General features: G+C 61.9%; 26 protein-coding genes, 1 tRNA gene and 1 pseudogene. 12 read left to right on the top strand and 16 right to left on the bottom strand.

The window, feature by feature from the left end; translation table 11 throughout:
- The first annotated feature begins 86 nt into the window (after positions 1-86).
- The 4 genes from X742_RS01000000170255 to X742_RS1000000174825 all read left to right on the top strand — a co-directional run bounded on the left by X742_RS01000000170255 (position 87) and on the right by X742_RS1000000174825 (position 2,769).
- Positions 87-815, top strand: coding sequence for a DUF3592 domain-containing protein (locus tag X742_RS01000000170255; RefSeq protein ID WP_245275565.1), 729 nt, complete (start codon positions 87-89; stop codon positions 813-815).
- Complete coding sequence (locus X742_RS1000000175825; RefSeq protein WP_245275564.1) at positions 769-1,065, top strand: DUF3592 domain-containing protein; 297 nt, start codon at positions 769-771, stop codon at positions 1,063-1,065. The genes X742_RS01000000170255 and X742_RS1000000175825 overlap by 47 nt, the downstream gene beginning before the upstream one ends.
- A 560-nt stretch (positions 1,066-1,625) precedes the next feature.
- A complete protein-coding gene (locus X742_RS151150; protein ID WP_023773132.1) occupies positions 1,626-1,979 on the top strand; it encodes a hypothetical protein in 354 nt (117 codons plus the stop codon).
- 604 nt (positions 1,980-2,583) lie between these two features.
- Positions 2,584-2,769 carry a hypothetical protein gene (locus tag X742_RS1000000174825; protein WP_156939883.1) on the top strand — a complete coding sequence of 62 codons (186 nt, stop codon included), beginning with the start codon at positions 2,584-2,586 and terminating at the stop codon, positions 2,767-2,769.
- A gap of 164 nt (positions 2,770-2,933) precedes the next feature.
- Here X742_RS1000000174825 and X742_RS151160 read toward each other — a convergent pair whose 3' ends face one another.
- The 8 genes and pseudogenes from X742_RS151160 to X742_RS151190 all read right to left on the bottom strand — a co-directional run bounded on the left by X742_RS151160 (position 2,934) and on the right by X742_RS151190 (position 11,202).
- A complete protein-coding gene (locus tag X742_RS151160) occupies positions 2,934-3,137 on the bottom strand; it encodes a type II toxin-antitoxin system HicB family antitoxin (RefSeq protein ID WP_023773130.1) in 204 nt (67 codons plus the stop codon).
- Positions 3,138-3,141: 4 nt separating this feature from the next.
- Positions 3,142-3,347 (bottom strand): annotated as a pseudogene (locus X742_RS1000000172610) (type II toxin-antitoxin system HicA family toxin).
- Positions 3,348-3,353: 6 nt separating this feature from the next.
- Complete coding sequence (locus tag X742_RS151165) at positions 3,354-7,148, bottom strand: vitamin B12-dependent ribonucleotide reductase (protein ID WP_023773129.1); 3,795 nt, start codon at positions 7,146-7,148, stop codon at positions 3,354-3,356.
- Positions 7,149-7,815: 667 nt separating this feature from the next.
- Entirely contained in the window at positions 7,816-8,127 is a 312-nt protein-coding gene (locus X742_RS151170) for a PilZ domain-containing protein (protein WP_023773128.1), read from the bottom strand.
- A gap of 100 nt (positions 8,128-8,227) precedes the next feature.
- Positions 8,228-8,716: an NUDIX hydrolase gene (locus X742_RS151175; RefSeq protein ID WP_023773127.1), complete on the bottom strand. Its 489-nt coding sequence runs from the start codon at positions 8,714-8,716 to the stop codon at positions 8,228-8,230.
- A 212-nt stretch (positions 8,717-8,928) separates the two neighbouring features.
- Positions 8,929-9,429: a xanthine phosphoribosyltransferase gene (gene gpt, locus X742_RS151180; RefSeq protein ID WP_015318084.1), complete on the bottom strand. Its 501-nt coding sequence runs from the start codon at positions 9,427-9,429 to the stop codon at positions 8,929-8,931.
- A 114-nt stretch (positions 9,430-9,543) separates the two neighbouring features.
- Positions 9,544-10,377 carry a universal stress protein gene (locus tag X742_RS151185; protein ID WP_023773126.1) on the bottom strand — a complete coding sequence of 278 codons (834 nt, stop codon included), beginning with the start codon at positions 10,375-10,377 and terminating at the stop codon, positions 9,544-9,546.
- A gap of 81 nt (positions 10,378-10,458) precedes the next feature.
- Complete coding sequence (locus X742_RS151190) at positions 10,459-11,202, bottom strand: competence/damage-inducible protein A (protein WP_023773125.1); 744 nt, start codon at positions 11,200-11,202, stop codon at positions 10,459-10,461.
- 369 nt (positions 11,203-11,571) lie between these two features.
- Here X742_RS151190 and X742_RS151195 point away from each other — a divergent pair, with 369 nt between their 5' ends.
- Positions 11,572-11,856, top strand: a complete 285-nt coding sequence (locus X742_RS151195; protein ID WP_023773124.1) for a hypothetical protein — start codon at positions 11,572-11,574, stop codon at positions 11,854-11,856.
- Positions 11,857-11,927: 71 nt separating this feature from the next.
- Here X742_RS151195 and X742_RS151200 read toward each other — a convergent pair whose 3' ends face one another.
- The 3 genes from X742_RS151200 to X742_RS151205 all read right to left on the bottom strand — a co-directional run bounded on the left by X742_RS151200 (position 11,928) and on the right by X742_RS151205 (position 13,731).
- Complete coding sequence (locus tag X742_RS151200) at positions 11,928-12,167, bottom strand: DUF2188 domain-containing protein (RefSeq protein WP_015318080.1); 240 nt, start codon at positions 12,165-12,167, stop codon at positions 11,928-11,930.
- 28 nt (positions 12,168-12,195) lie between these two features.
- A complete protein-coding gene (locus X742_RS0137310; RefSeq protein ID WP_051407654.1) occupies positions 12,196-12,519 on the bottom strand; it encodes a DUF982 domain-containing protein in 324 nt (107 codons plus the stop codon).
- A 108-nt stretch (positions 12,520-12,627) separates the two neighbouring features.
- The gene (locus X742_RS151205; protein ID WP_023773122.1) at positions 12,628-13,731 is read right to left on the bottom strand and encodes an NADH:flavin oxidoreductase/NADH oxidase; all 1,104 of its coding nucleotides are present in this window, start codon (positions 13,729-13,731) and stop codon (positions 12,628-12,630) included.
- A 156-nt stretch (positions 13,732-13,887) separates the two neighbouring features.
- Here X742_RS151205 and X742_RS151210 point away from each other — a divergent pair, with 156 nt between their 5' ends.
- Positions 13,888-14,466: an NUDIX domain-containing protein gene (locus tag X742_RS151210; RefSeq protein WP_023773121.1), complete on the top strand. Its 579-nt coding sequence runs from the start codon at positions 13,888-13,890 to the stop codon at positions 14,464-14,466.
- Between the two features lie 22 nt (positions 14,467-14,488).
- Here X742_RS151210 and X742_RS151215 read toward each other — a convergent pair whose 3' ends face one another.
- Both X742_RS151215 and X742_RS1000000176740 read right to left on the bottom strand, forming a co-directional pair.
- Positions 14,489-15,028: a J domain-containing protein gene (locus X742_RS151215; RefSeq protein WP_023773120.1), complete on the bottom strand. Its 540-nt coding sequence runs from the start codon at positions 15,026-15,028 to the stop codon at positions 14,489-14,491.
- Positions 15,029-15,283: 255 nt separating this feature from the next.
- Positions 15,284-15,595 carry a hypothetical protein gene (locus tag X742_RS1000000176740; protein WP_023773119.1) on the bottom strand — a complete coding sequence of 104 codons (312 nt, stop codon included), beginning with the start codon at positions 15,593-15,595 and terminating at the stop codon, positions 15,284-15,286.
- Between the two features lie 101 nt (positions 15,596-15,696).
- Here X742_RS1000000176740 and X742_RS151220 point away from each other — a divergent pair, with 101 nt between their 5' ends.
- The 4 genes from X742_RS151220 (at position 15,697) to X742_RS151235 (ending at position 18,993) form a co-directional block, all read left to right on the top strand.
- The gene (locus X742_RS151220; protein ID WP_023773118.1) at positions 15,697-16,416 is read left to right on the top strand and encodes a carbonic anhydrase; all 720 of its coding nucleotides are present in this window, start codon (positions 15,697-15,699) and stop codon (positions 16,414-16,416) included.
- 38 nt (positions 16,417-16,454) lie between these two features.
- The gene (locus tag X742_RS151225) at positions 16,455-17,885 is read left to right on the top strand and encodes a patatin-like phospholipase family protein (RefSeq protein ID WP_023773117.1); all 1,431 of its coding nucleotides are present in this window, start codon (positions 16,455-16,457) and stop codon (positions 17,883-17,885) included.
- A gap of 30 nt (positions 17,886-17,915) precedes the next feature.
- Complete coding sequence (locus tag X742_RS151230) at positions 17,916-18,671, top strand: DUF4239 domain-containing protein (RefSeq protein ID WP_023773116.1); 756 nt, start codon at positions 17,916-17,918, stop codon at positions 18,669-18,671.
- Positions 18,672-18,908: 237 nt separating this feature from the next.
- Positions 18,909-18,993: transfer RNA gene (locus X742_RS151235), tRNA-Leu, on the top strand.
- A gap of 509 nt (positions 18,994-19,502) precedes the next feature.
- Here X742_RS151235 and X742_RS151240 read toward each other — a convergent pair.
- Positions 19,503-20,165, bottom strand: coding sequence for an outer membrane protein (locus tag X742_RS151240; RefSeq protein ID WP_023773115.1), 663 nt, complete (start codon positions 20,163-20,165; stop codon positions 19,503-19,505).
- A 188-nt stretch (positions 20,166-20,353) separates the two neighbouring features.
- Between X742_RS151240 and X742_RS151245 the strand changes: the two genes are divergently transcribed.
- Positions 20,354-20,728: a hypothetical protein gene (locus X742_RS151245; protein ID WP_023773114.1), complete on the top strand. Its 375-nt coding sequence runs from the start codon at positions 20,354-20,356 to the stop codon at positions 20,726-20,728.
- Positions 20,729-20,812: 84 nt separating this feature from the next.
- Positions 20,813-22,705, top strand: a complete 1,893-nt coding sequence (locus X742_RS151250; protein WP_023773113.1) for an adenine deaminase — start codon at positions 20,813-20,815, stop codon at positions 22,703-22,705.
- A 24-nt stretch (positions 22,706-22,729) separates the two neighbouring features.
- Here X742_RS151250 and X742_RS151255 read toward each other — a convergent pair whose 3' ends face one another.
- Both X742_RS151255 and X742_RS151260 read right to left on the bottom strand, forming a co-directional pair.
- Positions 22,730-23,890, bottom strand: coding sequence for an alpha/beta hydrolase (locus X742_RS151255; protein ID WP_023773112.1), 1,161 nt, complete (start codon positions 23,888-23,890; stop codon positions 22,730-22,732).
- Between the two features lie 143 nt (positions 23,891-24,033).
- Complete coding sequence (locus tag X742_RS151260; RefSeq protein ID WP_156939408.1) at positions 24,034-25,065, bottom strand: alpha/beta hydrolase; 1,032 nt, start codon at positions 25,063-25,065, stop codon at positions 24,034-24,036.
- Positions 25,066-25,393: the final 328 nt, after the last annotated feature.

Below are 25,393 nucleotides of genomic sequence, written 5' to 3'. Positions count from 1 at the left end.
CGGNTAATCTTGCGAATAGACGAGACATTGCCGTCGCCATGCTGTCACTATGCGTGCTGCCGCACTCTAATCGTCGGGGGGACGAGTTGGAGCTCAAGTTTCTGTTGGTCGGCTTTGCCTGCGCGGTCGCCGGCATGCTGTCGATCGTCACCTTCCTGAAATGGCTCGAGGTCAAGGCGGCCAGCCGCTGGTTGCCGACGCCTGGAAAGGTCGTCTCGTCGCGCGTCGAGGCGCGCGAGGTGACAAGCTCGGGTATTGGCTCGGAGAGCAGCACTTCGACCGAAATCCGCAATTTTCCGGCCATCACCTATGAATACAAGGTGGGCGGCAAGACATTTCAAAGCTCGCACTACAGCGTGCAGGAGAACCTCGGAAATTTCGAAGTCGCGGAAACCCTTGAGCGGTTTCCGCGTGGCGCGGCGGTAACCGTGTTCTATGACCCGTCCAGCCCGGGCAAGGCCGTGATCGAGCGCACCATGCCGGACGGCGCCTTCAAGTTCATGGTCCAGCTTTCGGCCGGGCTCGTGGTTTGCGCGCTGGTGTTGGTGTTTTCGGTCGGTGGCGTGCTGGAGGCTGTCGGACCGCATCTGCCCAAGCCGGGGAACCTCGGTGCGGCGGCATTCCTGCTGTTCATGGGGCTTTTTGTGCTGCGCATGGGCTTTGCCCAAAGATCGATTGCCGGGCAGGCGGCAACATGGCCGACCGCCGCCGGCCGTATCGATGCGTCCGGCCTGCAGGCAATCAAGACCCGCGACCGGTTTGAGGGCGGTGGGTACCGGCCTTGGCGCACGGTGTTCAAATCCCGCATCGTCTAGCTATGGTGTCGCCGGAGAGCGCTACAGCGCCGATCGCGTCGCTTTCGGCGCCAGCGTGACGGCCTCGCTGCCCGGCCTCGTCGGCGGTCAGGCGCGGCGCTATGTCGAAGGCAGCAAGGTCGACGTGCGCTATGACCCCGCCAACCCCGCCTCGGCGGTGCTCGAATGCCGGGTGCGCGGGCTATGGCTGCTGTGGGTCTGCTCGGCAGGCTTTCTCGGCGGCGCGGCCTTGCTGGTCGGATTGGTCTGAGTGTCACCGCTTCAGCAGCGCACGAGAGGTCCGCTGTCGAATCCGCGCCAGCTCAACCGCACCGTCCCACCGTCTCTTTTGATATGGATGGTGCGAGAAAATGGCTCGTCAAGCGATGGGTCCGCGCCATAGCACTGGCTGGCGTTAACCACCCAACCGGTGGCGGTTTTGCGAAAGATCGCATGCTCGCAACCGAGGTCGGGAAACGACAGGGCCGACTGATCCACAGTGAAGACAGTCTGGCGCTGGACGTCGGCGGTCGCATGGCAGTTCAACCTGTCCCTGGACCATGTCCCTACATAGGGCGCTGCCGCTACGGCCGGCACAATCGTAGTTGCGGAGATCGCTATGATCAGTGTCAAACGCTGCATCTCTTGTCCCCTGGGCCGCTGCGTTCGATCATACAGATTGCGGGCTTGTGTGGGGCAAGTTTTCGATCGACCAGATAAACGCAGCGGTCCGGATTTCGCTTATGGTTTTGCACGGATGATGCGACTGTGCGGCCCGGCACGCCGCCGGCCTTGCTTCATTGACACGAACCGGCGGCACTGACGACGCAGGTGTTCTCGCTGACGGTGCCTCATACCGGCATACGCCTGCCGGCCGATATTACCTGGACCAATGGCAAGAATTCGTTTCCGCTCGGTACCATCCGCCACCCCTGCACCAACGACGACCGCGAAGCGGGTCTGCAAGACGACAGCGGGCTTTGCCGGATATGGGACGGGCAAATTTATGCCCTGACCGGAGGCGGAGCCGAGCAGCTGAATTCGCGCGAAGCGACCCCGGCGCCTGAGGGGCTGCTGCTGCCCGATTTCGGTGCGGCTTTCACCGAATGGGCCGATTTCGCCAACGCCAATCCGGATGGCTCGGCCTGGGATGCCTTCACCTTGACGGGATGCCGCGATGAATAGCGCCATGAGATCGATCGTCTGGGCCTGCGACCTGTCCGCCAACGGGCGGACCGATCCGGCTTTAAGCCGTAACCTGAAGCCACGGCCTTTCAGGCGATGGAGAATTCACTCCACAAAGGAGCTACGATTTACGACGGATTTGCCGCTCCGCAGGGAAGCCTAAAGTAAATCCATTATGACTAGTGCAATGATCATGCCCTTGGGAACGCATCGCGGATTTCGACGGTTGGCCTGAGTTTCAGCGGTTCTAGGGCTGGTTGAATGATCAAGTCGCGGAAGGCATGCCAAAGAAGTTCCCGTCTTGAAGCCCTTACAGCGAATCTGCCTGTTTGAAGGAGAAATGGCTTACTCACATGGCAAGTTCTCAAGGATGGCGTCTAGTTTGGCCCGAGCCTCCATTTGCTGGAATTTATGAGAGAGTGACTTGATATGCACGCCTTTCTGGGATGCTTGCATGCGGTGCTTCTCTTTTGGGGCCCAGCCTCTGGGAGCGACGATGCCTTGGCCTCCTCCGTTGCCGCTAAGGGGACCGAGACGCTTGATGCGCGCCATACGGTTCAGTCGAAGCAATGTTCGCAGCTCGCTCGCCGAGACTACCGCAAGTATGAAGGCGACCGGCTGGACTGCCCCTGGCGCGATGACAGGCCGCGCCGCCTATGCCAAAGAGTTGCAGGCGCTCGCCAATGATGAGGTTCCCGAACCACCCTGCTTGGATGCACAACCAATGGCCCTTCAAGGCCCATCATTCGCATTTCCAAGTGCAGAGGTCGCTCGTAAAAAAATCGAGTAGACTGCCTGACCAGCAGGGCCGATATGAAGAACTGCGCACGCCTCCTCATACACACGCCGGACTTCTCCGGCACATGGTAGAAACTCTTTGCAGAATAGGAGTGGTCCGGTTCGGTGACAGTCTTAGACGGCCGCATGAGCATGGCCGCGAGCTGGCGAACGGCTTTATGCCTCCACATACTCGGCTAAGCTGACACCTTTGGGCACGTCCAGTCCATCGGCGCGTAAGCCTTCGATATGAAAGCGTATAGCATCACGAATTTCTGCTTCCACCTCAGGCACGGTCGCGCCCGTCGCGATGCAGCCGGGCAAGTCCGGCACATAAGCAGAGAAATTATTGCCGGCGTTTTCAATCACTACTGCATGCATACAATCACTCCTTCAAACCGGACTGCTTGAGGATGCTGTTCAGTGTACCTGGCGCAACTTCTTCAGACGATTTACCGGCCACGGTGACGCGGCCGGCTTTGATTTTGTGCTTATATTGGCGATGGCTGCCCTTGGTTGCAACTAGACTAGATACCAGCCGTCAGCCTCCAGCGAGCGAATGACCTCGCGAACCGTAAGCCGAGGTAGCATGTTTCCTCAGCTGCACCCGCTCGTCGCGCCGCACGTATCGCACTTTTCACATGTCCCGTTCCGCACCATGGTGAAATTCTGGCACTCGGAGCAGGAATTGCCGGTGTAGCCCTGCAGCAGCGACTTGGCGCGGCGGTCGGCGGCGAGTTTCTTCGCTTCGGCCGCTTCATGGGCCGCCGTATCTGTGAACAGCGCCGCGGTGGTATCGGTCGAGGCATCGGAGGCCGCTTCCTCGAAGGCGATGTCTTCCGCCAGTTCCTTGGCCCGCTCCTCATAATCGCGCTTGTAGGCGACCGCCTCGTCGCTGGCCGGCTTCAACGCTAGCACGTTGGAGCCGGAGAAGGCTGTCGGCGCCGAGCGGGCAGGGGTGCCGGAGCCGGCAAAGCCCTTCGGCTCGCTGCCGCTTGCCCTCGACACCAGCTTCACTGGCGAACCGCGGGTCAGGCCCTTGGAGACGGCGTCGGTCTTGCCTTCGCTGATGCCGCGGCCCAGTGCGGTGTTGGAGAAATCCGACTGGTCGACATGGGCGAGATCGTTGCGGCCGAGATAGGAGATGGCCAGCTCACGGAACACATAGTCGAGGATCGACGTCGCGCTCTTGATGGCATCGTTGCCGATGACCATGCCGGCCGGCTCGAACTTGGTGAAGGTGAAGGCGTGCACATATTCGTCGAGCGGCACACCATACTGCAGGCCAAGCGAGATCGCGATGGCGAAGTTGTTGAGAAGGCCACGCAGGGTGGCACCCTCCTTGTTCATGTCGATGAAGATCTCGCCGAGACGCCCATCGTCATATTCGCCGGTGCGCAGGAAGATCGTGTTGCCGCCGATCTTGGCCTTCTGCGTATAACCCTTGCGGCGGCCGGGCAGCTTTTCCTGCTCGCGCGACACGCGTTCGATGATGCGTTCGACGATGCGCTCGGTGATCTGCGCCGCGCGCGCCGCCGCCGGTGCCTGGATCAGCTGCTCGACCGCATCGTCCTCGTCCTCCTCGCCATCGGCGAGCAGCGAGGCATTGAGCGGCTGCGACAGCTTCGAGCCGTCGCGGTAGAGTGCGTTGGCCTTCAGCGCCAGCTTCCACGACAGCATGTAGGCGCTCTTTGCGTCCTCCACCGTCGCGTCGTTCGGCATGTTGATGGTCTTGGAGATGGCGCCGGAAATGAAGGGCTGTGCCGCCGCCATCATCTGGATGTGGCTGTTGATCGACAGCGAGCGCTTGCCGATCTTGCCGCACGGGCTGGCGCAGTCGAACACGGGCAGGTGTTCGGCCTTGAGGAAGGGCGCGCCTTCCAGCGTCATCGCACCGCAAACGTGGATGTTGGCGGCCTCGATGTCCTTTCGGGAGAAACCCAGCGCCGGCAGCATCTCGAACGAGAAGTCGTTGAGCTGCTCGTCGGTGAAACCGAACGTCTCCTTCACCCAGTCGGCGCCGAGCGTCCACTGGTTGAAGACGAACTTGATGTCGAAGGCCGACTTCAGCGCCGCGTTGAGCGCCGCGATCTTGTCGTCGGTGAAGCCCTTGGCCTTGAGCGAGCCAGGGTTGACGGCCGGCGCCTGGTTGAGGTTGCCGTGACCGACGGCGTAAGCCTCGATCTCGGCAATCTGGCTCTCCGAATAGCCCAGTGTGCGAAGCGCTTCCGGCACGGCGCGGTTGATGATCTTGAAATAACCGCCGCCGGCGAGCTTCTTGAACTTCACCAGGGCGAAGTCGGGCTCGATACCGGTGGTGTCGCAATCCATGACCAGGCCGATCGTGCCGGTCGGCGCGATCACGGTTGCCTGTGCGTTGCGGTAGCCATGCTCCTCGCCGAGTTCGATGGCGCGGTCCCAGGCCGCTTTGGCGTGAGTGGCCAGATCCTGCTGCTTCAGGTCCGATGCGACGAGAGGCACAGGATTGACGGCCAGCTTCTCGTAGCCGTCCTTCTCGCCATAGGCGGCGCGACGATGATTGCGCATGACGCGCAGCATGTTCTGGGCGTTGCGGTCATAGTCGGGGAAGGCGCCAAGTTCGGAGGCCATCTCGGCCGAGGTGGAGTAGGCGACGCCGGTCATGATCGCGGTCAGCGCTGCGCAGATGGCGCGGCCCTCGTCCGAATCGTAGGGAATTCCCGAGGTCATCAGCAGGCCGCCGATATTGGCATAGCCGAGGCCCAGCGTTCGGTAGTCGTAGGAGAGCTTGGCGATCTCCTTCGACGGGAACTGCGCCATCATGACCGAGATCTCCAGCACCATGGTCCACAGCCGCACGGTGTGCTCGTAGGCTGCGATATCGATCGTGCCGTCGGCATTGCGGTAGGGGAGCAGGTTGATCGAGGCGAGATTGCAGGCCGTGTCGTCGAGGAACATGTATTCCGAGCACGGGTTGGAGGCCCGGATCGCACCGGCCGAAGCGCAGGTGTGCCAGTCGTTCATCGTGGTGTTGAAATGCAGGCCGGGATCAGCCGACGCCCAGGCGGCGTAGCCGATCTTTTCCCAGAGGTCCCGCGCCTTCAGCGTCTTCAAGACCTTGCCGTCCTTGCGGGCGGTCAGGTGCCAGTCCGCGTCCTCTTCAACGGCGCGTAGGAAATTGTCCTTCAGCGACACCGAATTGTTGGAGTTCTGGCCCGAAACGGTGAGGTAGGCGTCAGAATCCCAGTCGGTGTCGTACGTCTTGAACGACATCGAGGTGTAGCCCTGCTTGGCGAACTGGATGACGCGGTAGATGTAGTTTTCCGGCACGGCCGATTTCTTGGCCAACTTGATTTCGCGCTTCAGCGCCGTGTTGATGGCAGGATCGAAACAGTCGTCATCATGGCCTTCGCAGTTCACGCAGGCCTTCATGATCGCTTCAAGATGCTTCTTGACGATCTTGGAGCCGGTCACCAGCGAGGCGACCTTCTGCTCTTCATTGACCTTCCAGTCGATGAATTCCTCGATATCGGGGTGATCGGCGTCGACGATGACCATTTTCGCCGCACGGCGCGTCGTGCCGCCCGACTTGATGGCACCCGCGGCGCGGTCGCCGATCTTGAGGAAGCTCATCAGGCCGGACGAGCGGCCGCCGCCGGACAGCTTTTCGCCTTCGCCGCGCAGCAGCGAGAAGTTCGAGCCGGTGCCCGAGCCATATTTGAACAGGCGCGCCTCGCGCACCCACAGATCCATGATGCCGCCCTCGTTGACGAGGTCGTCCTGCACGCCCTGGATGAAGCAGGCATGCGGCTGCGGATGCTCGTAGGAGGATTTCGACTTGGTCAGCTTGCCGGTGAACGGGTCGACATAGAAGTGACCCTGGCTCGGACCGTCTATGCCATAGGCCCAGTGCAGGCCGGTGTTGAACCATTGCGGCGAGTTCGGCGCGACGCGCTGGGTCGCCAGCATATAGGCAAGCTCGTCGCGGAAGGCGCGCGCGTCCTCCTCCGACGCCTTGAAGTAGCCGCCCTTCCAGCCCCAATAGGTCCAGGTGCCGGCCAGCCGGTCGAAGACCTGGCGGGCGTCGATCTCGGAGCCATAGCGCTCGGCCTCGGGAAGCTTGGCGAGTTCGGCCTCATCGGCGACGGAACGCCACAGGAAGGAGGGGACGTCGTTCTCCTCGACCTTCTTCAGGCGCGCGGGGACGCCGGCCTTGCGGAAATATTTCTGGGCCAGGATGTCGGCGGCGACCTGGGAGAACTGCGCAGGCACATCAATGTTGTCCAGGCGGAACACAACCGAGCCATCCGGATTCTTGATCTCGGAAAGCGCCTTGCGGAATTCGATCTCCGCATACGCTGCCCCTTCTTGACCTGCATGTCCTGGCTTGGTGAAACGACGCTCGATGCGCATTGGTCCGGTCCCTTTTGTCTATATGTAGCGCTTTCATCAGGGGATTTCTGCCCCCAAAAGACGAAACGCGCAGTCCGCCGTTTGTCGGCATTGCGAACAATGCCGACATCTCCCTTCGCAGGCTCGGCCACGCACACGACAATAATGCCTTGCCAGGCATCTGCCGAGGCTGCCAATCGGCCCGCGGGCCCCCTCAAAACTGAATTTTTCGATTCCCTCACCCGAGGGAAATTCACACTATCTAGCGTCGAACTTAGCTGCAAACACTAAATATAGTATTAACAGACAATTTATTCCAGTCCGACAATTCTCCCTTTCGTCGCCCACCAACCCACGATCCCAACGCTTCCGCCGGCCTCGTAAATAGGCGGAAATGCGGGCAAAACGCACATAATCCGGGAAAAAGACCGGGCTCAGAACTTTCCGGTCGCGCTCTCAACAGGAGCGCATGGCCTATAAAAGGCGACTCGTTTCGGGCCGTCAAGGATTCGTTTGCGTAGCTTTTGTGACCCCAACATCTTGTGTGTCACACATGTGGATAACGGGGATAGAATTGACCCGCCGTCGGCCATCTGCCCGGCGGCAACCCGGTGCGATCAGCGACATGGGCGCGGCGAAACATTTGCTGGACGCCGCAAAAGGCCCGCCAAGCCGGTGCGCCTCGCCTTCAGCCGTAGTGTAGCTTCGGCTTGGGTTCGGTGCCGTTGAACTGTACGCCGATCCGCTCGCTGCGGCGCCAGCGGACCTCGCAGCGATAGGCCACGCCGTCGAGCGGTATGTAGAGAAGGAAATGATCGGGGACCCGGGCTTCGGCGGGTAATTTCAGTTCGGCGCCGCCCGCATGCTGGTTGCGCACCGTACAGGCGATTTCGGAATTCTGGATCCCCGTGATGACTGTTCCACCTTTGAGCACGCGCGGACGATGCTCGCGCTGCGGCTCGCCGGGATCGTGCTGAAGTGGGTCTGCGGGATTCGCCATCGATCAAACGCCAAGACTGATCGATCCTAACCAACAAAAATTAGCAAACCCTTGCGGCACAAGGTTGTGCGTCCGCCGCGATACACGCGAAAGGCGTCGATCAGGAGAACCTGCGTGGGTCGGCACAGAAATAGGCAATGATCTGGCAAAGGTCGGGTTCATTGAGCATGCGCACGGCCTCGCTGGAACTGACCCATTTGCGGGTGCGGGAGTGCTTTTCCTTCCAGCGGTCCGCGACCTTTTCGACGTGCAGTGGGAACACCAGAACCTCGCAAGGCACTTCATCGCCCGAAGCCAGTACCTTGGCATAGAAATAACGACCGGCTTCGAGATGAGAGATGTTTCCGCGCAAGCCGGCTTCCTCGGCGGCCTCCCGGGCGGCCGCTTCGCAGAGCGGCTCCCTAGCTTCCGGCCAGCCTTTTGGGAGCACCCAGCGGCCAGTATCACGGCTGGTGATCAACATGACCTCGACGCCATTCCCGACATCGCGCCAGGGCAGGGCGGCAACCTGCAGACGGCACGGCGCCGTGCCGAAGAGTCGCCTGACCCTTTCAGCAAGGTGATTGTGCGTCGTTGGCCGTGTCAACATCGGAGAAGCTAGCCCCAGCCTCCAGAATCGTTTGCCGTCTCATGAATCTTACGGCTAATTGTGACCAATAAAAGTAAAAACTTCGGTCACGCTGGCTGATTGCCGCCAACAACGGTCGATTTCACAGGATACCTTGGCGGCGGGGCCCTCCGCGCAAGCAAATATTGCCCGTTCGGCACCGGCTTGATTGGAAAAAAGCAGCTTGCCGCGAATCAGCCGGCGTGATCGTCGGCGATCGGCTTCTGATAGGTGAAACCCATGTCCCAGGGAAAATAGATCCAGGTGTCCTGGCTGACCTCGGTGACGAACGTATCGACCAGCGGCCGGCCTTTCGGTTTGGCGTAGACGGTCGCGAAATGGGCCTTCGGCATCATTGCCCGCACGATGCCGGCGGTCTTGCCGGTGTCGGTCAGGTCGTCGACGATCAGCACGCCGGCGCCATCGTCGGCCAGCAAGGCCGGCGTGATCTCCTTCAGCACCTGCAACTGCCCTTGGCTGGTGTAGTCGTGATAAGAGGCGACACAGACCGTCTCGATCACGCGGATGCCGAGTTCGCGCGAAATGATCGCCGCCGGGACCAGGCCACCACGCGTGATGCAGACGATAGCCTTCCACTGACCTTTGCTGGTGCCGGCAAGCCGCCAGGCAAGTGCGCGCGCGTCTCGATGGAACTGATCCCAGGAGACCGGGAAGGCTTTTTCGGGAAGGGACATGTCTCGCGCACTCCACGGCACGCGGCGGCCGCGTGCAAGAAACAGGGAATGCGCGCGGAATTAACTGGAAACCCCCGGACTTGGCAAGGGCGGCCCGTAGCAATCGCTGTGGACTTATCGCGACAGGAAGGCCGCGACCTGTGCCGAGCGCAGCACCGTGCGTGTTACCCCGCCGAACAGCAGCTGGCGCAGCCAGGAGTGGCTGTAGGCGCCAAGCACCAGCAGATCGGCGCCGGTCTCGGTGATCCTGTTCTGGATCATGTCGTCGACCGAGGTGCCGCCCGATTTCTGCACCGAGACGCTGACGGTGGCGCCGTGGCGCGACAGGGCCGACGCGATTTCGGCGCCCGCGGCCTCCGGGCGTTCGTCGAGCGAATCGGGCGGATCGATGACCAGTATGTCGGTTTTCTCGGCCTCGATGATGAAAGGCAAGGCATCGAAGGCGGCGCGCGCGGCCTCCTTGCTGCCGTTCCAGGCAAGCAGCACCCGTTTGAAGGTGGTGACCAGCGGGCCCGCACTCGGCACCACCAGCACCGGCCGGCCAGCGTCGTAGACAAGCGTATCGACGTCCGCGCTCGGATCGCCGCCGGTCTCGCGTTGGGCGGCGATGATGAGATCGGCGGCGCGCACGCTTGAAATGCCGGTCAGTGCGCTGTCGCCGGAGAAGCTCTCCAGGCTGCGCCATTCGAAGGAAAGGCCGGAATCCTCGATCCGCTTCACGAAGACAGCCTCGAGTTTGTCGGCCCGCTCCCGGTTCATGTCGGCGGACACCTGCAGGAATTCCGTATCGGGAAAGCCCGTCGCCGACGTGTAGGGCACCGGGAGCGCCTCGGCATGGATGCCGATCAGATGGCTCTCGAAGCGGCTGGCAAGCGGAATGGCGCAGTCGAGCACCCGCTCGGCGTCCTGCTCGTTCTGCAGAATGGCAATGATGGTCTTGAAACGCATGATGACCCCTCAATCCCGCGAGTGGCGAGCCCGCGGCAGGGAAACGTTGTAGCGTCGTTCTTGGTTCCGGTTTGCAGCGGATCAGCTCGCCTTAGCCGCGAAGCCTGCCACCAAGGCCTCGACATCGGCGCGCGCGGCTTCAAGCGCCTCCGCGCTGCGGGCACGAACGACCAGTTCGGTCCAGAACTTGCCGTCGCCATATTTGGGATAGGAGCCGATGATCGTATCCGGATGGGCTTTCTGGATCTCGCCCAATGGCCCGCCGACAAGGCCCTCGCCGAACGGACAGTGCACCGTGGCCGACAGCATTTTGGTGCCGGCTCTCAAGGTCGGCACGACCTTGTCGAGCATGGCCTGGAAGATGGAGGGCACGCCGGCCATGACATGGACGTTGCCAATGCGGAATCCGGGCGCCACGGACACCGGGTTGTCGATATGGTCGGCGCCGCGAGGCATCCGCGCCATGCGCTTGCGCGCCTCCGTGTATTCGATGCCGCGCGCGGCATAGCTCGCCTCCAGCAGGGCATAGGCCTTGGCATCGTATTCGCAAGGCACACCGAATGCCTTGGCGATCGAATCGGCTGTGATGTCGTCATGCGTCGGGCCGATGCCGCCGGTGGTGAAGACATAGGTATAGCGTGCGCGCACGGCATTCACCGCCGCGACGATCTCGTCTTCCTCGTCGGGAACAATGCGCACCTCCTTCAGGTCGATGCCAATTGCCGTCATGATATCGGCGAGATGGCCGATGTTCTTGTCCTTGGTGCGGCCGGACAGAATCTCATCGCCGATGACGAGCATGGCGGCAGTGACGATTTCAGGCATGGAAGGCTCCGGAAGGACGGGTCGCCTGAAATAGCGCGGCGGATGGGCGGCGGCAATGGCCGTCCAAAGGCGAACGATATCACCTGCATTGCAGTACCCGGCGCGCTTGAGCAGGGTGGGAACAAGCCCTTCCAGATTATCCTCGGTCCCGGAGAGCGACGAAGGCCGAGGTGGTCGGCGGCCTTGGCCACATGCCGCAAACCATCGCGCCCGAACAGGTCACATCCTTCGAGCGCATGGCGGCACACGCTTTGCCAACCCGGCATCACCGCCACTTCACGAGAATTTCAGGGAACCACGCGGCTGACGGTCAGGTTTACGCCGTGTCGCATCCCAAGGCGGCCAAGATCAAGATACGGAGAAAAATCAATGTACAGGAAACTTTTCGCAGCATCCTTCCTGACCATCGGTCTCGCCACATCGGCGATGGCCCAATCGTCGGACGCTACCTATTCCAACCATCACTATTGGTGGCTGTTCGGCAATGAGGATTCCTCTGCCGTCGACCAGAGCACCACTGGCAGCATCAACGCCGACGGCTCCCGATTGAGCACTCTTGGCAATCCCGGCCCGGCCGGACCTTGTGCCTCAAGCACGCCAGGCCCTGATGCGAACGCGCAGGGCAACGTCAACGATCAGTATTGCGGTAAATAAATAGGCCAGCCGCGTATTGCCTGCCGCGGGACGCCGTCTCTCCTGGCGTCCGCGGCTGGCGGAGGGCTGGATCAATCCGAGATTTCAGTCTGAGGCCGATCGCGACCGTCGGCCAGTTCCTCGTGCCATTTGCCCTCGGCGTCCTCGTACTGGATGCCATCTGTGGAACCCGCCACCTGTTGTTCGGCCGAAGCGATCTCGGCGGCGCGCAATGCATCCTGATGGGTGGGAAATGTCTCCGAGAAGGTCGCACCGACCTTGTAGGCCCAGCCACCGTCATGCTCGACGATCTTGTAAGTCAGCTTCGCCATCTAAACCTCCAGTTAAAGGTCCGCCTGCTCAATGCAGCCGGTCATCGGGCAGCCGGTCGTCGGGCAGCCGGTCGTCGGGCAGCCGGTCGTCGGGCAGCTTGTCGTCGGGCACCAGCACTTCCGATTCCCTGGCGGCCTCGATCAGTGCCCGGCGCGCCTCCGCTGTCGAACGATAACCTTCCAGCACTTTGAGGCAAGTGTCGAGGGCATCACGATGACGAGGCCCGCGATTGAGCGGCCACACCGTCATCAGGCACTCGGCCGCCTCCTGGGTCGAGCGGATATGGCGATATTTGCCGACATGGCCAAGCTCGACCACGACCGGCGTTTCAAAGGGTTTGTTGTCCATCATCATGGCCGCAACGCAAAGCAGCCAATTTGGTTGCAAAAGTGGCCTTCGGCCTGCGCCCAAAGGTCGCGACGCCCTTGGGCAGCGCGCCGGTACCGGGAGAATGGGCGATCAGCCGGCGGCCTTCATCCAATGTTCCATCGTCGTCACCGAGCGGGCGAGTTGCGGCGCCGGATGAATCTTTTCGCTGAACGTGGCGGCCGCACGCCATCCCCAGCGCGGATCGGCGAGGAAGGCTCGCGCCAGGGCCACCATGTCGGCGCGACCCTCCGCGATAACAGCCTCGGCCTGTTTCGGGTCGTCGATCAGGCCGACCGCCCGGGTCGGGATGCCCGCGCCCTTGCGCACGGCTTCGGCCAGATGCACCTGATAGCCGGGGCCGGTGGGCAATTTCTGCAATGGCGAATTGCCGCCGCTCGAGCAGCAGAGATAGGCGACGCCTTCGGCCTTCAGCGCTTTCGCCACCTCGACCGCGTCCGCGACGTCAAAGCCGCCATCGACCCAGTCCTTCACCGACAGCCGTGCGCCGAGCATCAGTTTCGGTGCGGCTTTCTTCACCGCCCTGGCGATCTCGACGACGAGACGCATCCGGTTTTCCAGCGAGCCACCCCAGCGATCCGTGCGCTGGTTGGACAGCGGCGACAGGAACTGGAAGATGAGGTAGCCATGCGCCGCATGCAGTTCGATGAAGTCGAAGCCGGCACGGTCGGCCCGCCTTGCGGCGTCCGCGAACCGCTCGACGAGCTGCAGGATTTCCTCGTCGTCCAGGGCGCGCGGCACGTTCCAGCCGGTGTCGTAGGCGATGGCCGAGGCCGAGACGGTCTGCCAGGGATCCTCGTTTGGCTGCAACGGGCCGCCGCCTTCCCAGGGTTTGCGGTTCGAGGCCTTGCGGCCGGCATGCGCCAGCTGCGTGCCGAATTTGGTGCCGGGTGCGGCCACGCGCTTGGCCGCATCCAGCGCGCGTCGCGCGGCGGCTTCATTGTCTTCGGAGTAGAGGCCGAGACAGCCATGGCTGATGCGTCCGCGCCGCTCGACATCGGTCATCTCCACCGTGACCATGCCGGCACCGGACATGGCAAGGTTCATCCAGTGGTAGAGATGCCAGTCGCTGGCCGAGCCGTCCTCGGCGGAATACTGGCACATCGGCGCCACGGCGATGCGGTTGGGGAAGGTGAGCCCATCAAGGGTGATCGGCTGGAAAAGCGATGTCGTCATGGAAAACTCCGAGAAGGGGAATGCGCTATCTAGGCGACGGCACCCGTCCATACCACACACGAGACGGTGAAGCGCGCTGGACCAATCGCTGGCCCGATTGCGCCTGTTCCGGTTCGCGGCTACGCCTGCGTCCGCCAGCCAGCATCGAGGTGTCATATGGAAGACCGCGTTCGTATCCGCTCGGAAGAGGTTCTCTCCGACGACTGGGCGGTCCTGAAAAAGACCGTGCTCGACTATCGCCGGCGCGACGGCCAATGGGAGACGCAGGTCCGCCAGACCTATGATCGCGGCGACGGCGCGGTGATCCTGCCCTATGACCCGCAGCGCTCGACCGTGCTTCTGGTGCGACAATTCCGCTATCCCGCTTACGTCACCGGCCACCGCGAGCCGCTGATCGAGGCCTGCGCCGGCCTGCTGGACGAAAACGATCCGGAAACCGCCATCCGCAAGGAAGCCGAGGAAGAACTGGGTTACCGGTTGAAGGACATCGAGCGGCTGTTCTCGCCCTATATGAGCCCAGGCAGCGTCACCGAGCGGCTCTGGTTCTTCGTCGCGCGCTACTCGCCCGCCGACCGCATCTCGGCCGGCGGCGGCGCTCCGGAGGAGGGCGAGGACATCGAGGTCCTGGAAATGCCGCTCGACGAAGCGCTGGCCGGCATCGCCGATGGCCGCATTGTCGACGCCAAGACCATCATCCTGATCCAGCATTTGAAGCTGAACCCAGTGACGGCTTGATCAGAGACCGAGCGATCTCAATTCAGCTCGCGTGACCCAACAGTCGGGTGGTGGCCGCGTCACGATGATGTTCGGAATTAACGCGATCGACGCCTTCGACGGTGATGGCGAACGTGCCGTTTTCCGTCCTGGCTATCCAGTCCTTCGCTTTCAGATACCAGAGGTGAAACTCGAGGTGCTCTTGCGGACAGCCTGACATTCGTTCGAGTTCTTCGTCGCCAATACCGGGATGGTTGACGTCCTGTCGGCGTTTTACATACAGCAGTGACAGCACTTTAGCTTGAATGACGGAATCTCGATCGAAGCCCTTTGTATTGCTCGCCTCATCGGTCAGCTCGGCCCGGTGGTTCAAATGGGCCTTGTACTGAATGTCGTACTGCGCACGCTTGACCGGATCCTTGAGCGTGTTGTGAGCCTCAAGAATATCGCTGAAGCGTGACTCGTTGCCGGTGACTTGGTTGTCGGGGTGGTAGCGCATGGCAAAATGACGAAAAATGCGTTCTATTGTTTCCGAATTGGCATTCGGACTGATTTCCAGCATTTCGTAGAAATCGATGAACATACCTGGCTTCCCCATCCCATTTTCGGCCGTTTCTGTCTCACCGTCAGGTGACAATTTTGGCGACGACCATAGAGTATATATTTCACGATTTACTAATGTGCCGAGCGTACAAAGGGACAGATACAGGAATTAAGCGAAAAAATCAGACCTTTGCGTCCTGAGCTGCAGACCTTGGTCTGGTAGCATTTCGCTCATCGGAGGCGGCTTGCCATGACCGATAAACCTTCTGAACCTCTAGTAGAGCGTCGGACGCACTTACGCGAGGTGGTTTTGAAGGAGGCGTTCATAATCACGCAGAATGGCGAAATAGGCTGCGCCGTCAGAAACCAGCATGAGCACGGCGCCGAGCTGCGTGTCGCTGCGGGGGTTGAAGTGCCAAATACCTTCCGGCTGCGCGTGCCTTTGGACGGTGCGAATTATCGAGCGGAAGTGCGCTGGAGAAAAGGCGAGCGACTGGGCATCCAGATCCACAGCAATTTCTCGCTTAAGGTCACCTAATAGGCGGTAAGCCGATTGATATGAGCGCACACCCAGCACTGCGTTGGGGTGGCTTTCGTTGTATCGCATCCCGGCCTCATCGCATAAATCCTGACTTTGTCACCAATCGCTTGCCTACATATTAGAGCAAGCGCATATTATGCCTTGGGGACTAGGGCGGGGAATTAAGAATGTGCAGCACCTGTGATGGTACAGCGGTCGACCGGAGAGATTTCCTCAAAGTCGCCGCGGGGCTCGTTGCGTTCGGCGTTGGTGGCGCCACATGGTCGGCGCGCGCGGCCCAAGGTGCCGTGACCTCGCTGAGCCCCGATGAAGCGCTCGCCGCACTGAAATCCGGCAACGAAAGCTACGTCAGTCACCCGGAACTCTGCTCGATAGACCTTGCCGCGCAGCGGAATGCTGTCGCCGCACACCAGGCGCCCTGGGCCACGATCATCAGTTGCGCCGACAGTCGCGTTCCGCCTGAACTGATCTTCGGCGGTCACGGCGTTGGAGAACTGTTCGTCGCCCGGAATGCTGGCAACCTCGTCGACACTGCCACGCTCGGTACGGTCGAGTACGGGGCAGCGGTGCTTGGTTCGCCCTTGATCGTCGTTCTGGCGCACACAAACTGCGGCGCCGTCAAGGCGGCGTGCGACGTGGTGACCAAGAACGCGACCTATCCTGGTGCGATCGGCCCCATGATCGAACCGATCCTGCCCGCGGCGATAGCAGTGCGGAGCGAAGCGGGTGATTTCGTCGACAACACCGCCAAGGAAAGCGCGCGGAGGACCGCGAGGCGCCTGGCCGCCTCGAGCAAGGTGCTGGCCGGCCTCATCAAGGCGGGGAAGCTGAAGATAGTCGCGGCAATCTATGATTTACCAACGGGTGCGGTGACTTACGTCGAATGACACACCCGTCGTCGAGATCGAAGGCTCTGGGGGCCTCGATGCGTCGGCGTCTGGCTTGGCTGGCTTTGGCAGGCTCATTATTGAGCGGTTGCGCGACAAACGATGTCGAGCCGATCAACACCCATTTGACACAGGTCGGGCCGGGCTCGCCGGCGTTCATCCCGGATGCTGCCGACGACGGCTCGACCGTGGTCGCTCTGTCGTTCTCCGGTGGCGGGACGCGCGCCGCCGCCTTCGCTTATGGCGTGCTGAGGGCGCTCGACGACGTGACCATCGACAGTGGCCGGCGTGCCCATACGCTGATCGATGATGTGCGTGTCGTCGGTGGTGTTTCGGGCGGGGCAGTGACGGCTGCTTATCTCGGCTACAAGGGCCACGGCTACCGTGACCTGCGAGAGCGCTTCCTGATCCAGAATGCCGAGAGTTCGTTGCATACGGCAAGGCTCGCGCCGGCCAATCTGGCGCGGCTTTGGCGTGGTGGCGTCAACGACCGCGGCACCTTTGCCGCCTGGCTGAATAGAAACCTTTTCGACGGCGCCACCTATAGCGCCTTCAAGCGCCCCGGAGCGCCGCTTGTCTGGATCCATGCTTCCGATATCTACAACGCAACCGCCTTCGGCTTCACATATGACCGGTTCGCGGCGATTTGCAGCGATCTCGACAGGCTGCGCATCGCTGATGCAGTGGCGGCCTCAGCCGCGTTTCCGCTGGTATTCGCCCCTATGGTCATCTCGACGACCACGCCGCAAACCAAATGCAACTACAAGCAGCCGGCCTGGATCAAGCATGGGCTGCAGGATTCTGAAGCGCCGGTGCGGGTCAAAGCGGCGGCCCGGGCCATGGACTCCTATCAGAACAACGACCGCGTCAACTATATCAAGCTCCTAGATGGCGGTCTGACCGACAATATCGCCGTGGTCGGCTTCGCCGAATCGATCGACACCGCAGAGGACGCCCACAGTCCGCTGTCGCCACAAGCGGCGATCAGGATGCGCACCCTGATCATGATCGTGGCGGACGCCGGGCGACGGACCGAACCGAAGTGGGTCGAGGTCAAGCAGGGCCCAGGTCTGGTCGACATGATCGATGCTACCACGGGAACCTCGATATCGTCCTCGGTGCGTGATGAATTCGATGCCCTGAAGTTGGCGTTCCGGCTGTGGCGCCAGAAGCTGGTCAGGTATCGCTGCGGCCTCCCGACAGTCACGGTGGCGCGCTACCGCGGCAGCCTTGCCGGCTGGGACTGCCGCGACGTGAGGATGGCGGTGGAATTGGTCTCGTTTGGCGATCTGCCCCCGGCCGATCTGACCGCGCTGAACGCTATTCCGACCCGGCTTAGGCTGACGCCCGAACAGGTCGACAGAACCATCTCGGCCGGCCGCGATGCGGTGCGCGTCAACCCGCGCCTGCGGCAGGCGTTCGGCAGGGCGCAAGGACGCGCCGGAATCGTAATGGCGGTCATCAACTGACGACCTCCATTGCCAATCGGAATGAGCGGCATGCGCGAAGCTTTCATCGCAATGGTAATCTTCCTATGCCTGACGGTGGCCGCGCTCGCCAGCACGGCGATATGGCCAAAATTGCCGGCCAAACATCGTGACGACGACACGAACACCGTGGTTCGGCACGCCGCGAACCTGTTCGGGGTCATGACCTCGCTGATGCTCGGCCTGATGATCAACTCGGCCAGGAACACCTTCGAATCGATCGACCGCAACGTGCACGCCTATGCGACCGAATTGATTCTTCTCGACAGGACCTTGCGCCAATATGGCCCGCAAACCGACACGGTACGCCAGCCGCTGGTCGTCTATGTGCAGCGCGTGGCGGGCGATTCTTCGCCCACCGGCGAGACGCTGATCGCCGCCAACCGACTCTCTGAGCAGTTGCTGGCGGAAGTCGGCACCCGGCTGAGTGCGCTGGCGCCGGCCGACGATGCGCATGGCTTCGTTGTGCAGGACGCCCGCCAGCATTTGCAGAAAGTGCTGGAGTTGCGCTGGGTGCTGATCGAGCAGTCGGAGGGCACGATCCCGGTGCCTCTGATCACGCTCCTGGTTACCTGGCTGGTGCTGATCTTCGCCAGCTTCGGCTTCAGGGCGCCACGCAATACGATCACCATTTCGACCTACGCGGCATCGGCGGCTTTGGTTGCTGGGGCGATCTACCTGATCTTCGACATGGACGTGGCTTTTTCCGGCCCGATCCAGATTTCAATGGCCCCGATGGAGAGGGCGCTGTCCGAGTTACAGCAGTGATCCGCAGTGGCCACGCCGGCTAAATGACGTTGCTGCGGTTCAACAGAGAAAATCCAAACAAATTTGAAGACCTTTCTGGCGCGGACAACGGGAACCGAACCCGCACGATCAGAGATCGGGGACTTTAAGTCTGTTTTTCGGCGAGGCCTCCCGCTCAATGACCCGGACAATCAAGTGCGCCAGCACGCCCCCATGCTCTTTGCAAAATCCCGTACCACGCGTACATGTGCGGGCACTGCGGGCGTGGTGAAATTGGTATACACACCGGACTTAAAATCCGGAGGCCTCGGCCATGCGGGTTCAAGTCCCGCCGCCCGCACCATGCTACCCATGAGATCGAACGCATCACGGCACGACGGCAATCTAGGATGTCTAGAGTTGGCACGGCAAAAACTGAGGTTGAAAACCGTCGCAACTCAGGAAGTGCAGAGGCAAGGTAGGCTGCCAAGGTAAACAACTCAAAACGTTGCAGTGGACGCGTGGGACATTTTTAAGTCCCTTGCGTCTTCCCAATTCCACCACGTCCGCAGGCCAGCCGTCTTCAGATGCCACAGCCCGTCAAGTCGTGTCCTACTGTGGCCGAACGCGCAACCCAGAGGAGGTGGCATAACGATACTGGCGCGATCGCGGAATTATCCGCGCCGCGGACATCGGTAAATATCTGCGTGGCGGATCTGATCCGCCTAAGGCCGGCGCCTCTCAGGCCAACCCATCCCCCCGCCCACTTGGGGGCGCCGGCCGTCCCCTTCCAGCAGATAACCGCGGCCGTTGTAAGCCAGGGCCATAAACGTCACCCAAGGACTACGTTCAGAAGTCATCCGGGAACTACGTTCAGAATTTGTAGCTGAGATTGATGCCGACCGTGTTCAGTTTCACGCTCTGATCGCGATCGTTGAAGGGGGCTGGCGCCTCGTGGTTCTCTGAGCCGAAGTCATAGTAGCGATATTGCGCGCCGACGACGAACTTGTCGGTCAGCGCGTAGTCGACTCCTGCGCCGACGGTCCAGCCGACATTTGTGCCGGTGTTGTCAAACCCTGGCCCCGAGCTCTGCGACGTCTCGATGCCGGCAAAGGCGATGCCGCCGATGCCATAGACCAGCAGGCGGTCCATGGCGAAGCCGGCCTTGGCGTTGACCGACCCGAACCACTTGATGTCGGCGCCGAATGTATCTCCCAGGCCCGATTGCGCCGTGCCGTCGACCGAGGAATAGTTGAGGTCCGCCTCGGCGCCCAGCACTGCCTGATCGAACTGCCAGAGGCCTGCGACATGGCCGCCGACGAACCCGCCGTCGACGTCCGGCGTGATGGAAAATGGCGCGCCTTCCGTCGTGGTGATCTCGGAGCGGCCCCAGCCATATCCTGCCTGCAGGCCCGCATAGTAGCCGGTCCAGTCGAACCCAGGCGCGGTCATCGGCACATCGAATGTCGCGTCGGCGGCAAATGCCGGCACGGACAGGGCAAGAAGACCGGCACTCGCGACCATCAGGCGATGCATCGAACTCACCGAGAAGAGTCAAAGATCTTGCTCGGAGCCTAACCGGATTTGCGGCAAAACGGAATCGGATTTCTGCAAAGGTGTTTAGCGTCCTCGCGGGTCTCGAGGCGTTGGCGGGTAGCGTCCCGCCGCGATTGCGGTGGCGCGCGCCTCGTGCGAAACAGACCGCCATCGTGAGAGGATCCTCCATGCGCATCTTGTTCCGCTTGGTCGCGGCCGTCGCGACGGTGCTGGTCGGTCAGACCGCGGTGGCCGAACCATTGACGCTCATCATTGCCAGAGCCGTGGCCGTTCCCGATTCTGTCTCGGGGCAGGCCATGCTTAGCCTGAAACTCACTCCCGACAGCGGCAAAGCCTTTGCCAGGTTTACGGGGGCAAATGTCGGCAAGATTGTCGATCTCAGCATCGACGGCGCCGTGATGATGTCGCCGCGCATCGTGGAGCCGATACGCGGCGGCGAGATCATGGTCAGCGGCACATTCAAGCCGGGCGAGGTCGAGCGTATCGCCGAGCGGATTTCAGCCGGCGACGCCAAGGTCGAAGTCGACGTGAAATCCGAGTAATCCGGCAATCTCCAGGCAAATCCATTCTTCCTCGCTGGCCAAAACGCCGTCGGCTTGGCACAGTCGGACAAACAGGAGCCTTTGATGATCAGGAAGCCGCTTGTCCGCGCGACAAAACCCAAACCGTGGACCGAAATGGCGACCGATCTGGTCGACGTCGCGATGGGCCGCAAACCCGCCGATCTGGTGATCCGCAATGGGCGCTGGGTGAACGTCCATTCGGGCGAGATCATCGCCGGCACCGACATCGCCATATCAGGCGGCCGCTTCGCCTATTGCGGGCCGAATGCCAGCCACACGATCGGGCAGGGCACCAAGGTGGCCGACGCCGGCGGGCGCTACCTCGTGCCCGGCCTATGCGACGCGCACATGCATGTCGAGAGCGGCATGGTGACGGTCACCGAATTCTGCCGCGCCGTCATCCCGCACGGCACCACCTCGATGTTCATCGATCCGCACGAGATCGCCAATGTGCTGGGCCTGCCAGGCGTGCGGCTGATGCATGACGAGGCTGTGGCCCTGCCCATTAACGTGCATGTTCAGATGCCGTCCTGCGTGCCGTCGGCACCGGGGCTGGAGCATGCCGGCGCCGAGCTGACCGTTGCCGACGTTGCCGAGGCAATGACTTGGGACAACATCATCGGACTTGGCGAGGTGATGAATTTTCCAGGCGTCGCCGCCAATGATCCTGTCATGTCGGGCGAGATCGCCGCGACGGTTCGTGCAGGCAAGACGGTTGGCGGCCACTATGCCTCGCGCGACCTTGGCTTGCCGTTCCACGGCTATGTCGCCGGCGGACCCGAGGACGATCACGAAGGCACACGTGCCGAGGACGCCATCGCCCGCGTGCGCCAGGGCATGAAGGCGATGCTGCGGCTGGGCTCGGCCTGGTATGANCGTGCCGAGGACGCCATCGCCCGCGTGCGCCAGGGCATGAAGGCGATGCTGCGGCTGGGCTCGGCCTGGTATGACGTTGCTTCCCAGATCAAGGCGGTGACGGAGAGCGGCATCGATCCGCGCAATTTCATCCTGTGCACCGACGACAGCCACTCCGGCACGCTTGTCCAGGAAGGCCACATGGACCGAGTGGTGCGCCACGCCATCCAACAGGGGCTGAAGCCGGTGACCGCGATCCAGATGGCAACGCTCAACACCGCTCAGCATTTCAAACTGGAACGCGAGATCGGTTCGATCGCGCCGGGGCGGTTGGCCGACCTGCTGGTCGTTTCCGATCTCACCGCAATGAGCATCGACGAGGTCTATGCGCGCGGCGTCAGGCTAGCCAAGGGCGGCAAGCTCGACATCGATATCCCGGCCTACGACTATCCGGAGACGGCGAAGAACACCGTCAATTTGGGCAAGAAACTCAAGGCCGATGATTTCGATATCGCGGCACCCAAGGGCGCCAACGAAGTGCGGGTGCGGGTGATCGGCGTCATCGAGAACCAGGCACCCACGCGGGCGCTGGAGGCCGATCTGCCGGTCGAGGATGGGCTGGTCGCGATGGATCGCCGCAACGATGTCTGCCAGATCGCGCTGGTCGAGCGACACAGGGGCACGGGTGGCGTCACCAATGCCTTCGTCTCCGGTTTCGGTTACATGGCCGACTGCGCCATGGCCTCCAGCGTCGCCCATGACGCCCATCACATCATTTGTGTTGGCACCAACAAGCAGGACATGGCGCTGGCCGTGAACCGGCTGGGTGAAGTCGGCGGCGGCGTCGTGCTGTTCTCCAGGGGCAAGGAACTGGCGCTGGTCGAAATGCCGATCGCCGGGCTGATGTCCGACGAGCGGGCCGAGATCGTCGCCGCCAAGGCTGAGAAACTGACCGAGGCGATGCGCGAGATGGGCTGTTCTCTGAACAACGCCTACATGCAGCACTCGCTGCTGGCGCTGGTCGTCATTCCCGAGCTCAGGATTTCCGACGTCGGGCTGATCGACGTGACGACGTTCCAGAAAGTCGATCTGTTCGTCTGAGACCAGTCGTCCGCTCGTGGCTGCTCAGCCGCCGGTGGCGATGGTCAGCACCTTGAACGGCGTCGTGATGATGACTTCTGCGGCGGAGCCGACGACCTTTCCCAGGCCCTGGCCGATATTGGCGAGCTGTGCCGGATTCTCGTCCGCGGCGAGCCCGGCCGGCGTGCGCAGCCGGTCGCCCAGCAATTGCACTAGGAACGGGTTGTCGGCGAACTTCGCGTGGTTGAGGCCGCCGTCACCGCCTTTCGTTTTGGTCAGATCGACCACCGACACGCCATAGGAGGCGAGATCGGCCGCATCGCCATAGTCGCCGACGCGCGGTTTGTCGCCGGAGATGAACGAGGACAATTTGAGCGCCCGGTCGTCGCCCGAAAGCAGCACGGCGAACGGCTTGTCGGGTTTGCCATAACGGATCATCTGCTTCTTGAACACGTCGACATCAATGTCCGGTGAGGCAAGGATGACATAACCCAGCTTGCCGCCGAGATCGCGGTCGCCGGTAATGGCAAGTTGGCGCAGCGCCTCCATCGTCAGCCAGGTTCCCATCGAATGGGCGATGATGTCGATGCTCTTGACGCGCGTCTTGGCGAGCATCCTGAGTGTTGCCTCGAGATCGTCACGGGCGGCGGTGGAACTGTCCTTGTCGTAGATGTAGCCCGTCGTCTTGGCGCTCGACGCCCATGAGAACAGCACCGGCGTGCCCGGATATTTGGTGTCGTGGGCGATCTGCGTCAGCCGGTAGATGCCGTCGTCGAAACCATTGTTGAAGCCATGCACGAAAACCAGCGCCCGGTCGCCGCGCATGGCGATGTCGGCGCCGACCGCCTTGGCGAATTGCGGCGCGCCTTCGTAGAAGGTGACATCCGTGGCCGCAAAATCCTTGGTCGGATTGCTGTTGGCGGAACCCTTGGCGCGCTCGATGTTACCGACCTGATGGCTCTTCGGAACCGTGACATCGACCCGCGCGAAACTGGTGGTCAGGGAACGGTCACCGTCGAAGACCTGTCGCGGGTCCTTCACCGCTTTCTGGCGGGTGGTGGCGACAAATATCTCATGGGTGGCCGCAATGTCGGATGCCGGTACGGTGACCGTCGTCTTGTTGAGCAGATCATGCGTGTTTCCGGCGCAGCCAGCGACCAGCAGCGCGACCGCGACGACACCTAAACTCTTCAAGCGCAAGGCCACGCGTCGGCTCCCGCATAGGGGGACGTCAAACGCATGACGTCGATCGATACTCCGATAAGGCCAGAGGCGGGCGCGGTCCAGTTCAAAGTGGGCCAATCGTTCGGCGATGCTGAACAGGCACGGCGAAATCCGCTGCGCCGCATTTACTGTCCAAGCAGGCTGATGCGGTCGGTCACGTCCCGGTCGCTGGCGAAACCATCGTCCTCGCGCAGCCGCTGGCCGATCATCTTCACCAGTGCCGGATTGTCGGCGAATTTCGTGTGGTTGAAGCTGTCGCTGCCCTTGACCTTGGAGAGATCGACGACCGTCACGCCATAGGAGGCAAGGTCGGCGGCATCCTTGTAGTCGCCGACGCGTGGGCGCGAGCCGGCGATCAGGCCGGACAGTCTCAGCGCGCGATCGTCATCCGACAACAGCAGGATGAACGGCTTGTCGGGCTTGCCATAGCGGCGCATCTGGCTCTTGAACACATCGACGTCGATGTCGGGAGAGGCGAGCACCACATCGCCGAGCTTACCGCCGAGGTCGCGGTCGCCGGTGATGGCGAGCTGACGCAGTGTCTCCATCGTCACCCAGGTTCCCATCGAATGGGCGACGATGTCGATGCGCCGCGCGCCGCTCTGCGCCAGCATGCGCAACGTCACTTCGAGCTGGTCCCGGGCGGCACTGGCACTTTCCTTGTCATAGACATAGTCGGTGGTCTTGGCTCCCGAGGCCCACGAGAACAGCACCGGCGTTCCCGGATAACCGGAATCGTGGACGATCTGGGTCAAGCGATAGACGGCATCGTCGAAGCCGGTGTTGTAGCCGTGGACGAAGACCATGACGCGGCCGCCGCGTGCCGCAATGTCGGCGCTGATCGCGCTGGCGAATTTCGGCTGCGTGTCGTAGCCGACGACTTCGGAAGCCATGAAATACTTGGCCGGATCGTTCGATTTGCCGCGCGAGCGCCGCTCGATCTGGCCCGTCTGGTGGAGACCGGGAACGGTGACGTTGACCCGGGCGTAGTTCAGCGTCGCCGAGCGTTCGCCGTCGAAAACCTTGTTTGGATCGTCGGAGGGCTTGCGGGTCGTGGCAATGAAGATCGAGTGGTTGCCCGCGATTTCCGTCACCGGCGCGGACATGACCGCGCTGCCGAGCAGTTCCTCGGTTTTGCGGCCGCCGCAGCCCGCCATCAGCAGCGTCAGCGCAAGAATGCAAATCGTCTTCAAATGCACGTCAAAAATTCCACTCGAGCCCAAAAAGGGCCATCCACCCTCCGCGATATCTCCCCAGCAGGCGAAGTGCGGCGGAAGTAAGTCGTGTCCAGCCAAAATGCGGTCGGCGCCGCGCGACGGCAGGCGCAGTGTTGCCCGAAAGCCAAAGCGGGCAGCAACGCCACAACGTCGCGCAAGACCGGCACCTGCAACTCGGCCGGGTGTCGAACTTCGGCGTCCATCAATGCGCGGCCCCGCGCGACGGAGAAGCATGAACAAACATCCCCAAGTGCTTGCTAGTATTTCC

This window comes from Mesorhizobium sp. LNHC229A00 (assembly GCF_000502415.1).
Taxonomy (GTDB): Bacteria; Pseudomonadota; Alphaproteobacteria; order Rhizobiales; family Rhizobiaceae; genus Mesorhizobium.
The sequence above is the reverse complement of the archived record's forward strand: the minus strand, read 5'-3'. Positions and strand labels throughout refer to the sequence as shown.